This window comes from Collinsella sp. LCP21S3_A3, from assembly GCF_052118905.1.
Classification (GTDB): Bacteria; Actinomycetota; Coriobacteriia; order Coriobacteriales; family Coriobacteriaceae; genus Collinsella.
This window is the reverse complement of sequence record NZ_JBQKGH010000030.1, coordinates 1-10,872: the sequence shown is the minus strand read 5'-3', so window position 1 is coordinate 10,872 and position 10,872 is coordinate 1. Positions and strand designations below refer to the sequence as shown.

At 59.9% G+C, this 10,872-nt stretch carries 10 protein-coding genes and 1 pseudogene; all 11 read left to right on the top strand.

Going from position 1 to position 10,872, the window contains the following annotated elements:
• Positions 1-197: pseudogene (locus ACTQ0H_RS08965) on the top strand (IS30 family transposase); the annotation flags it as partial.
• Between the two features lie 653 nt (positions 198-850).
• Positions 851-1,144 carry a 30S ribosomal protein S6 gene (gene rpsF, locus ACTQ0H_RS08960; RefSeq protein ID WP_006235831.1) on the top strand — a complete coding sequence of 98 codons (294 nt, stop codon included), beginning with the start codon at positions 851-853 and terminating at the stop codon, positions 1,142-1,144.
• A gap of 48 nt (positions 1,145-1,192) precedes the next feature.
• Positions 1,193-1,645 (top strand): single-stranded DNA-binding protein, encoded by a 453-nt coding sequence (locus tag ACTQ0H_RS08955; protein ID WP_441538918.1) that lies wholly within the window; start codon positions 1,193-1,195, stop codon positions 1,643-1,645.
• 72 nt (positions 1,646-1,717) lie between these two features.
• Complete coding sequence (rpsR, locus tag ACTQ0H_RS08950; protein WP_006235829.1) at positions 1,718-1,984, top strand: 30S ribosomal protein S18; 267 nt, start codon at positions 1,718-1,720, stop codon at positions 1,982-1,984.
• 15 nt (positions 1,985-1,999) lie between these two features.
• Positions 2,000-2,539 (top strand): 50S ribosomal protein L9, encoded by a 540-nt coding sequence (gene rplI, locus ACTQ0H_RS08945; protein WP_154516756.1) that lies wholly within the window; start codon positions 2,000-2,002, stop codon positions 2,537-2,539.
• Between the two features lie 218 nt (positions 2,540-2,757).
• Positions 2,758-4,155: a replicative DNA helicase gene (gene dnaB, locus ACTQ0H_RS08940; protein ID WP_156599526.1), complete on the top strand. Its 1,398-nt coding sequence runs from the start codon at positions 2,758-2,760 to the stop codon at positions 4,153-4,155.
• Positions 4,156-4,247: 92 nt separating this feature from the next.
• Positions 4,248-5,534 (top strand): adenylosuccinate synthase, encoded by a 1,287-nt coding sequence (locus tag ACTQ0H_RS08935; protein WP_427717940.1) that lies wholly within the window; start codon positions 4,248-4,250, stop codon positions 5,532-5,534.
• Positions 5,535-5,654: 120 nt separating this feature from the next.
• Positions 5,655-6,959 carry a phosphoribosylamine--glycine ligase gene (purD, locus tag ACTQ0H_RS08930; protein WP_154516747.1) on the top strand — a complete coding sequence of 435 codons (1,305 nt, stop codon included), beginning with the start codon at positions 5,655-5,657 and terminating at the stop codon, positions 6,957-6,959.
• Positions 6,960-6,980: 21 nt separating this feature from the next.
• Positions 6,981-7,676 (top strand): NUDIX domain-containing protein, encoded by a 696-nt coding sequence (locus ACTQ0H_RS08925; RefSeq protein WP_441033470.1) that lies wholly within the window; start codon positions 6,981-6,983, stop codon positions 7,674-7,676.
• A gap of 82 nt (positions 7,677-7,758) precedes the next feature.
• On the top strand, positions 7,759-9,528 hold the full coding sequence (locus tag ACTQ0H_RS08920) for an ABC transporter ATP-binding protein (protein WP_154516744.1): 1,770 nt from the start codon (positions 7,759-7,761) through the stop codon (positions 9,526-9,528).
• 19 nt (positions 9,529-9,547) lie between these two features.
• Positions 9,548-10,513 carry a hypothetical protein gene (locus ACTQ0H_RS08915; protein WP_154516741.1) on the top strand — a complete coding sequence of 322 codons (966 nt, stop codon included), beginning with the start codon at positions 9,548-9,550 and terminating at the stop codon, positions 10,511-10,513.
• Positions 10,514-10,872: the final 359 nt, after the last annotated feature.

The window sequence follows — 10,872 nt, the reverse complement described above, 5'->3', positions numbered from 1 at the left end:
CGCACGTGAACTCCGAGCCCCGCGGCGCGCTCGGCTTCGCGACGCCCGCGCGCGCCTTCAGGGCGATGCTCGGGGAGGACGCGGCGGCGCTGCTGGACGCCTACGGCGTGGGGGACGTGCCCATCGGCGATCTCGACCTGACGCCGGGGCTCATCGAGAGGGCGCGCGCAGAGAGGGGCGATGCCCCGCTGGCCTAGCCTAGGAGAAAAAACGGAATAGACGGACCGACCGTCCGGCTGAGTCTGGGAAGAGGTGCCGGGCGGCGGGCGGGGCATGGCCACCGGACCCATCGAAACACATCTCCACCATTCCTTCAACTGGGAAAATGGCGCCCCCGGGGCCCGGATAGGACCTCGGGGGCGTTCGGTTAACTGCGGGAGCGTGCCGTCAGCTCAATGTGTTCGGTTGAGATCGGAAATCAACCATTGCATCGCTCCGTCGTTTGCCCAACCGTGCCGAAACCAATCGATGACCTGCGTAATCGGCCCAGGCGAACTGTTCAAATGAGGTAGTTACGGACGGTCGGGAATCAAGTTTAATAATTCAAAATGTCGCGTTGTACCGCTGGTATGCATTTTGCGACCGCAGCCATGCTGCGAGCGACTTGCGTTTATCTGGCAGAAAGTCGGTATGTACCCGCCCTTGTCCTCAAATCCGTCAAGCTCTTGGACAGCATTTGGTTGGAATATGCAAGAAAGGCCGTGCGAGTATGGGCATATGTGGAGGTCATGAGGTTGTAGCTGCATATTCTTGCAGCCTGGGAGGTTGAAAGATACTATTACCAAGTCTTTTCCTGCTTCAGGCGCACCTTCACGACCTGAAGCCACATTTGTCCAGAGGAGGTGACAATATGAAGGCTTATGAACTGCTGTTCTTTGTTGACCCGTCGCTCGACCCCGAGACTCGTCTCGCTGTTATGAAGCGTATCGATACCACGATCGCTGAGGGCGCTGGCAAGGTCGACTCCGTTGACGAGTGGGGCAAGCGCAAGCTCGCCTACGAGATCAACGACCTCACCGATGGTGACTACACCCTCATCAACTTCCACGCAGATCCTACCCAGATCGCCGAGCTTGATCGCGTCCTGCGCATCACCGACGCTGTGGTCCGCCACATGATCGTCCGTCGCGACGACCAGGAGTAAGACTGTCGTTTTGGACTGGGCTTGTGCCCCAAGAGGAAGTAGTGAGTAATGAGCATCAATCGAGTGAACATCACCGGTAACCTCACCCGCGATCCCGAGCTGCGCGCCACTGCCGGCGGAACCCAGGTTCTGTCCTTTGGCGTCGCCGTGAACGATCGCCGCCGCAATGCGCAGACTGGCGAGTGGGAGGACTATCCCAACTTTGTCGACTGCACTATGTTCGGCACCCGCGCCGAGGCCGTGAGCCGTTTCCTGGCAAAGGGAAGCAAGGTCGCGATCGAGGGCAAGCTGCGCTACAGCTCTTGGGAGCGCGACGGTCAGCGCAGGAGCAAGCTTGAGGTCATCGTCGATGAGATCGAGTTTATGAGCTCCCGTGGTGGCCAGGGTGGCTACGATCAGGGCGGTTACGCCCCCGCAGCTCCCGCGCCCGCAGCGCGTCCTGCCGCACCGGTGGCTACGCCGCCCGCGGTCGACGTCTACGATGAGGACATCCCGTTTTAAGGGTTGTTCACCTATTTTTGAGTGAGAGGCGGCTTCGGTTCGCCGAAGTTGCCAAATGAAAGGTATTTTGACATGGCTAATGATTTTTCTGCACGTCAGCCGCGTCGTAAGTACTGCCAGTTCTGCAAGGAGAACACTGAGTTCATCGACTATAAGGACACTCAGCTTCTCCGTAAGTACATGACCGACCGTGGCAAGATCAAGCCCCGTCGCGTCACTGGCGCTTGCACGCAGCATCAGCATGACATCGCCAACGCCATCAAGCGCGCCCGCGAGATGGCTCTCCTGCCGTACACCGTCCCCGTGGTTTCCTCTCGTGGCAACCGCGACCGCGGCTAAGAAGGGAGACGCATCATGAAGGTTATTCTTCTCGATGAGATCAAGGGCAAGGGCGGCGAGGGTGACGTCGTAGAGGTCGCTCAGGGTTACGCTGAGAACTTCCTGTTCCCCAAGAAGCTTGCTGTTGCCGCCACCAAGGGCAACCTCAAGCAGCTTGACGAGCGTCGCAACAACATCGCCAAGCGCGAGGCCGTCCGTCTGGCTACCGCCAACGAGACCAAGGCTGCCCTCGAGGGCAAGCAGGTCACCGTCGACGTCAAGGTCGGCGACGAGGGCATCCTCTTTGGCTCCGTCACCGCCGCTATGATCGCTGACGCCATCAAGGATCAGCTCGGTATGGACATCGACCGCAAGCGCGTCGAGCTCGGTAAGCCCATCAAGGTTGCCGGTGCCCACACCGTTGCCATCTCGCTGTACCGCGAGATCAAGGCCGAGGTTGTCGTTCTCGTCGGCGTTACCGCCGAGGAGCTCGCTGCCGAGGCTGAGGTCGAGGAGGCCGCTGAGGTCGCCGAGGCCGAGACCGCCGAGGTCGAGACCGAGGCTGCTGCTGAGTAGCATTTGCTGCAACGCAACAATCTTGTTCTAAGAAGGGCGCTCTGGGAGACCGGGGCGCCCTTTTATTTTTTGCGCTGAGTGGGCGTCACGTCATACATTGAGATGTAGTTCCACATAAGGGACCGTTCATCCGTTTGGTTCGGTGATGATTGTTAAGGCGCGCCTCGATTTAAAGCTGTGGCTGATACTATGGATGCTCGCAAGCGATATGAATGAGGATGCTCATGGCATATGACGATAGGGAGACATGGCTGACGGTCGAGGACCGCGGCTCCAAGTTGGGTCTCCCCCAAAACCAAGATGCAGAGGCCAACGTACTGGCCGCCATGCTGCTATCGCCCGAGGTGGTCGAAGAAGCCCAGGTCGAGCTGCAGCCCGATGATTTCTACCGGCCCATTCATAAGACCATCTATACCGCGATGGTCGATATGTACAACAGTCGCATTCCCATCGACTCCATCTCGCTGATCGATTACCTGCGAAGCATCAACAAGCTCGATGCCGTGGGCGGCGAGGCGTACATTTTGGAGCTGATGGGTCAGACCCTGTCGCTCGTCAACTGGCAGCACCATGCCGCCATCGTTCGTCGCGACTCGATGCTGCGTGAGCTGATTGGCGCCACCAACGAGATTAACGCGCTGGCCTATAACGCCCCCACCGATACCAAAGAGATCGTGGAGCTGGCCGAGAGCAAGCTGCTCAAGGTTACGGCGCGCGAGGTTAAGTCGAGCTACAAGACACTGACCGAGTTTATGGTCGAGGCCTATAACGAGGCCGAGGAAGTGTGCCAGGCCGGTGGCCAGGCAGCGGGCGTGCCCACGGGCTTCCCGTCACTCGACCGCATGCTTATGGGCTTCCGTGAGGGCCAGCTCATCATTATCGGCGCCCGCCCCGCCGTGGGTAAGACCTCGTTCGCTCTAAACCTGGCGCTCAATGCCGCCGCTGCGGGCTACACCGTCGGCTTTTTCTCGCTGGAGATGTCGGGCAAGGAAATTGCCCAGCGCCTGATTTGCGCCTATGCCATGATTTCGATCAGTGATTTTCGCATGGGTCGCATTAGCCCCGAGCAGTGGGCCAATATCAACGAGGCCACGCAGACCTTGTCCAAGCTCGATATTCTGATTGACGATACGCCCGGCACCACGGTGACCGAGATTCGCGCCAAGAGCCGCCGCATGCTCCACAACAAGGAGAAGGCCATCATTATCTTGGACTACCTGCAGCTGGTGAGTCCTCCGCCGGGACGCCGTTCCGAGAGCCGCACCGTCGAGGTCTCCGAGATGTCTCGTGGCTTAAAGATTATGGCCAAGGAACTCAAGATCCCGCTGATCGCGCTGTCTCAGCTGTCGCGTCAGGTCGAATCCCGTACCGGCAAGCGCCCGCAGCTTTCCGACCTGCGCGAATCGGGCTCCATCGAGCAGGACGCCGATATCGTCATGTTCTTGGACCGTTCCGCCGACGAGGCCGAGGCCTCGCGCGACGACCGACCCGACGAGGGCGTCACGCGTATTGTCGTGGCCAAGAACCGTTCGGGCCCGATCGGCGACGTCGACCTGATGTTTCTGCCGGCATCTACCAAGTTCTATGAGCTTGATGGGGTGCATACCGAGGAGTAGGACAGGCGCCCGTTGCACGGGTATACTGGGAATGTTTTGTGCTTCTGCCCGCCGTGTGGCGCGCAGACAGTCCATGTATGTAAGGAGTAAACATGCCGTCAACCGTTTTGGTCGGTGCCCAGTGGGGCGATGAGGGCAAGGGTAAGATCTGCGACCTGATCGCCGGCGACTTCGATGCCGTCGTGCGCTATTCGGGCGGCAACAACGCCGGCCACACCATCGTTGTCAACGGCAAGAAGTACGGCCTGCACCAGGTGCCCTCCGGCATCATGTACGCCGACCACGTGTCGGTGATTGGCAACGGCTGCGTCGTCAACCCCAAGGTTGTCCTTGAGGAGATCGACATGTTCGAGGCCGATGGCATCACCACCAAGAACCTCAAGATCAGCGGCAACGCACACGTGATCATGCCGTATCACGTCGACCTGGACGGCGCCTTTGAGCAGAAGCTCGGCAAGAAGAGCATCGGTACCACCAAGCGCGGCATTGGCCCGTGCTATCAGGACAAGATGGCTCGTATTGGCCTTCGTATGCAGGACATGCTGGACGAGGAGCTCTTCCGCGACAAGCTGGAAACCGCTCTTGCCCGCGTGAATCCCGAGCTCGAGCTGCTTTACGGCCTGCCCACCTACACCGTGGACCAGATCTGTGAAGAGTACCTGCCTATGGCCGAGCGCCTGCGCCCGTACATCACCGAGACGAGCCTGCTGCTCAACAACATGATCGATGAGGGTAAGACCCTGCTCTTTGAGGGCGCCCAGGCAACATTGCTCGATATCGACCATGGCACCTATCCGTTTGTCACGTCTTCTAACTGCACCGCCGGCGGCGCGATCACCGGTTCTGGTGTTGGCATGAAAAACGTCGACCGCGTGCTGGGCGTCATGAAGGCCTACATCACCCGCGTCGGTGCAGGCCCCATGCCCACTGAGCTTTCCTACGAGTCCGAGGCCGGCCATACGCTGACCGAGGAGGGCTATGAGTACGGCGTGACCACCGGTCGCCGTCGTCGCTGCGGCTGGTTTGACGGTCCCATCGCCAACTACGCCTCGCGCGTCAACGGTCTTACCGACATCGCCCTGACCAAGCTCGACGTGCTTTCGGTCTTCGACACCATTAAGGTGTGCGTGGCCTATGACGTCGACGGCGAGCGCTACACCAGCGTGCCCGAGCACCAGGTGCGCTTTGAGCATGCCAAGCCCATCTACGAGGAGCTTCCCGGCTGGAAGTGCGATATTACCGGCTGCCGCAGCTTTGAGGAGCTGCCGCAGGAGGCTCAGGACTACGTGGCATTTGTCGAGGATCTGGCGCACACGCGCGTGACGTTTGTCGGTGTTGGCGCCGGCCGCGAGCAGATCATCAACCGATTCTGGAAGTAATCGGCGTTATTTGGTTATTGCGATATACCCCTTCGCAGCCCGGACGGGCGGCCGAGGGGTATATTTGCTTGTAATGGGCCCGCATGGTTGACGGGCCGTTAATCCATAGAGGAGGCACCTTTGAAGGCGGACACTCAAACCATCGACATCCTGTTGTTGGGCAGCGGCGGCCGCGAGCATGCTTTGGCAGCCAAGCTCGCGGCATCACCGCGCGCCGGCAAGCTCTACATCGCCCCGGGCAACGGCGGCACCGCGAGCTGCGGCGAGAACGTGGTTCTCGACGATTGCGATCCTGCTGCCGTGGCGGCGTTTGCACAGAGCCACGGATGCGGACTCGTGGTGATTGGCCCCGAGGCTCCGCTCGTGGCGGGCGTGGCCGACGCCGTGCGCGCGGCGGGTATTCCCTGCTTTGGCCCGGGTGCCGAGGGCGCTCAGATGGAGGGCTCTAAGCTGTTCTCCAAGCAGCTCATGGAGCGCGCGGGCATTCCGACGGCCGCCTACGGCTCGTTTACCGACGAGGCTTCGGCTCTCGCCTATGTGCGCGAGCAGGGCGCTCCGCTGGTCGTGAAGGCCGACGGTCTTGCCGCGGGCAAGGGCGTTATTGTGGCAACCGAGCTTTCGCAGGCCGAAGAGGCCGTGCGCGAGTGCTTTGGCGGCACCTTTGGCGACGCCGGCAACACCGTGGTTATCGAGGAGATGCTCGTTGGCCCCGAGTGCTCGCTGCTGGCCTTTACCGACGGCAAGACCGTGCGCCCCATGGCCACCTCTCAGGACCACAAGCGCGCGCTTGAGGGCGACCTTGGTCCCAACACGGGCGGCATGGGCGTTTACAGCCCGGTGCCCATCGTGACCGACGAGGAGCACGCCACCATGGTGAAGGTCATGGAGCAGACCGTGGCCGAGCTCGCCGCCGAGGGCATCGATTACCGTGGCTGCCTGTACGGCGGCTTTATGCTTACCCCCGCCGGCCCCAAGGTGCTGGAGTTTAACGCCCGCTTTGGCGACCCCGAGACGCAGGTCGTGCTGCCGCGCCTTAAGAACGACCTGGTCGAGGTCATGCTTGCCTGCGCTAACTGCGAACTCGACCAGATTGAGCTCGATTGGCGTGACGAGTGGGCGGTGGCCGTTGTCCTGACGAGCGCAGGCTATCCCGGCAGCTACGAGAAGGGCAAGGTCATCACCGGCATCGAGGATGCCGAGGCCATGGAGAACGTGACCGTGTATCACGCCGGCACCGCCGTGGTTGACGGCCAGCTCGTGACCAACGGCGGCCGCGTGCTCGCCGTGACCGCGCTGGGCGACACGTTCGAGAACGCTCGCAACCTTGCCTATGAGGCTTGCGAGAAGATCGATTTTGAGGGCAAGACCCTGCGTCACGACATTGGCCTGCGCGCGCTGCGCGGCCGCGACGCCTGGGATGCTTAAAATCCGAGAGGAATGAGACGGATGGACGAGAAGAACGAAGAGCTCGTGGACGCGCAAATTGTCGAAGAGGACAGCCACATGTATGGGCACGCCGAGGGCGAGCCTGGTGGCGAGGTCGCTGACGAGCCGGCGCTGGTGCTGGGCGACGACGACCCGCACGATGCCGAGCTGCATGAGAAGATTCTTTCGGAGGAGTGCGCCTGGAAGGGCAAGATCCTCGACGTCCACCGTCTTGAGGTTGAGCTGCCCAACGGTCACCGCAGTGCCCGCGATATCGTTCGCCATCCGGGTGCGGCGGCCGTTGTGGCGCTGACCGAGAGCGGCAAGATCGTACTGGTGCGTCAGTACCGCACCGCCATCGACCGCGTGACGGTTGAGATTCCCGCCGGCAAGCTCGACCCAGGCGAGGACCCGCTCGATTGTGCCAGGCGCGAGCTGCATGAGGAGACGGGCTTTAAGGCCGGGCGCATTCGCTTTTTAACGTCTATTGTCACGACCTGCGGTTTTTGCGACGAGATTATTCACATCTACCTGGCCACCAAGCTCGAGTTCGATGCGCCCAACCCCGACGATGACGAGTTTGTCAACGTTGACCTGGTGCCGCTGCACGAGCTGATCGATGCCGTGCTCGACGGCAAGATTGAGGATGCCAAGACCGTCGTGGGCGCGCTCGCCTGCGACAGCATCGCGCACCGCCTTGGTGGTTCTGAACTGTAACGAGTGGGGATAGCCCTGGGACAAGTACTACTGATTGCTTTGTCCCAGGGTTTTACGTTGCTGATATTTCTTTGAGGATCACATGCTGAAGCGTTTTCTGTCTTACTACAAGCCCCAGATGGGGCTTTTTGTTGCCGATACCATTTGCGCCCTGGTGCTCGCCGCCATTGACCTGGCGTTTCCCATTATCCTGCGCAATCTGTGCGGCGGGCTGTTTACCCAGGGCCAGACTGCCATTATGCAGGCGCTCGGTATGATCGCGGTGGGACTGGTGCTGATGTATGCCACCCGCTGCGCCTGCCGCTACTTTGTGAGCTATTGGGGCCACGTGATGGGCGCGCGCATGGAGTCCAAGATGCGCGAGGACTTGTTCGATCAGTACGAGCGTTTTAGCTTTGCGTACTTTGATCGCAACAGCTCGGGTGACATGATGAGCCGCGTGGTCAACGACCTGTTCGATATCTGCGAGGCGGCGCACCACGTGCCCGAATGGATCATTATTTGCGGTATCGAGATCATTGGCTCGTTTGTGATTCTGTTTACCATTGCGCCGGTGCTCGCGCTCGCCATGGCCGTGGTGACGGCGGTGTTCGCGGTCATTATGTTTTGGCAGAATATGCGCATGCGCGAGGTCTTTAGCGATAACCGCAAAAAGATCAGCGGCATCAATGCGCAGCTGCAGGATTCGCTGGCGGGCATGCGTGTGGTCAAAAGCTTTGCCAATGAGCAGACCGAACGCTCTAAGTTCCGTGCCTCTAACGATCGCTACCTTTCGTCCAAGGAAAACATGTATCACGCCATGGGCGTCTACACTGCGACGTATGGTCTGCTCTCGGGCGTGCTCTATGTAATCGTGGTGCTGCTGGGCGGTTGGCTCGTTGCCCAAGGCCAGCTGCAGGCGGTCGATATGGCAACCTTCGCGCTCTACATTTCGCTGTTCTGCACGCCGCTTGAGACGCTCGTCAATTCGGCCGAGACGTATCAGAAAGCCATCGCCGGCTTTAAGCGCATGGACGAGGTGCTCTCGACTGTCCCCGATATTCAGGATAAGCCGGGTGCTGCGGATCTGCAGGTGACGGCCGGCGCTGTTGAGTATCGCGACGTGTGCTTTAGCTACGAGGATGTCGAGCTGGGCGCGGGCGACGGGACGCGTCCCGTTATCGACCATATGGATCTGTCCATTAAGCCCGGTCAAACCATCGCTTTGGTTGGTCCCTCGGGCGGCGGCAAATCAACGACTTGTTCGCTGTTGCCGCGCTTTTACGACGTTGCCGCCGGCTCCATTAGCATTGACGGCCAGGATGTGCGCGACGTGACGCAACGTAGCCTACGCCAATCCATCGGCCTGGTGCAGCAAGATGTCTATCTGTTCGACGGAACGATTGGCGAGAACATCGCCTATGGCAAGCCGGGCGCCACGGCAGAAGAAATCGCCGAGGCGGCCCATCGCGCCAACATCGATGCTTTTATCGAGTCGCTTCCGCAGGGCTATGACACCGTGGTGGGCGAGCGCGGCAGCCGTCTTTCTGGTGGTCAAAAGCAGCGCGTCGCCATCGCGCGCGTGTTTCTCAAAAATCCCAAGATCCTTATTTTGGATGAGGCGACCAGTGCTCTGGATAACGAGAGCGAGGAGGCGGTGCAGGAGTCGCTCGAGCGCTTGGCGCGTGGCCGCACCACGATCATCATCGCTCACCGTCTCTCGACCATTAAGCATGCCGACGAGATTGCGACGGTTGAGCATGGTCGCGTTGTGGAACGTGGCACGCACGAGGAGCTTCTCGCCCGTGGCGGCACTTATGCCCGTTACTATCGAATGCAGTTCGAAGGTGCGCGTGCGCACGAGCTCGACTGATTGATATGACAGGAAGGTTATGGCTGATAAGAACCATCTGACTCCGGAAGAAGTGACGGAGTTATTCTCCGAAATCGATGCATCCGGCGTCTTGGATCCTACACTCGCCAAAAAGCGTACCGAGCGCATGCGCGAGAAAGAGTCTGCCGTCAAACGCGGTGACAAGGCGACACTGGCGCGGCTGCGCAGCGAGGATCGCGCGAGCCAGGCAAAACATATCGACCCGCTGTCCGAGGACGATCCTTCGGGTTCGCAGGTGAGCCATACCATTACGAAAACTGCCATGGCCGTGGTTATCGGCATCCTGGTGCTGATTGTGGGCATGCAGATCGGCTACGGCGTGATGCGACGCCTGAACACCGCGAACCTCTCCGAGAGCGTTTCGGTGGATACCGTCTCGACCGCGCTCAAAGGTGGACTTGAATGGGGCAACGGCTTTACGCAGTTCCCGCTCGATTTTACCGTCGACGAGGCCGACGAGGGTACGGGCACGGTTGAGGTGACGGTGCTGGACACGTCTTCTGCCAATGAACTCGAGTTGCTGTCCAACGGTCAGATTCAGGCGGCGGCGCTCGCAACCAATGCCCTGCTCAACGACAAGATTGACCGTGTGGTGTATAACGTCCACGCCTATATCGACGAGGACAGCAGGATTCAGCATGATTCCTTCTTTGGCATGTTTCCCGCCCAGGGCCACCAGAGTGCCATCATGACGTTCGTCTGGACCAAGAGCTCTTCCAACGCCACCAATATCGACTGGAAGATGCGTATCGTGAGCATGGATGACACCATTGCCGAGCGTATTCAGAAACAGGTGAACTCGGTATCGTCGCTCATCGAGGACCCGGCGGTGAGCCAGACTAAGATTGACGAGGAAAAGGCCGAACGTGACCTGGAGCACCGCCTGCACGGCCGCGAGATTTTCCGTGGCGGCAAGCTTGGCCGCACCCCGTCCGAATTACTTGAGCAGGACAAGCAAAAGTAGTCCGCAGCCACATAGAACGATGACATCCCGCGTGAGCCGCAAGCCCACGCGGGATCATTTTTCTGGGACGGGGATTAAAAAATCATTCTGAAAGCAGAGCTTTGTCGCTGAGTAGTCAATTTGGGACGGGGCTATTTTAGCTGCCCCGTCCGTCAATCAACCTAACCGTCGTGCCACCAGCCGGGGTAGCTAAAATAGCCCCGTCCCAAATTGACTACTCGCCAACCGCATACATGACAGAATGATTTTTTAAGGCTCTGTTAGACCAGGATTGACATACATGTGTCCCCACGGTGCCATATCGTTGACCCCGTAGACCGCGATGATGGGGGCAGCATGAACGCCGAAGACCTGGTCCT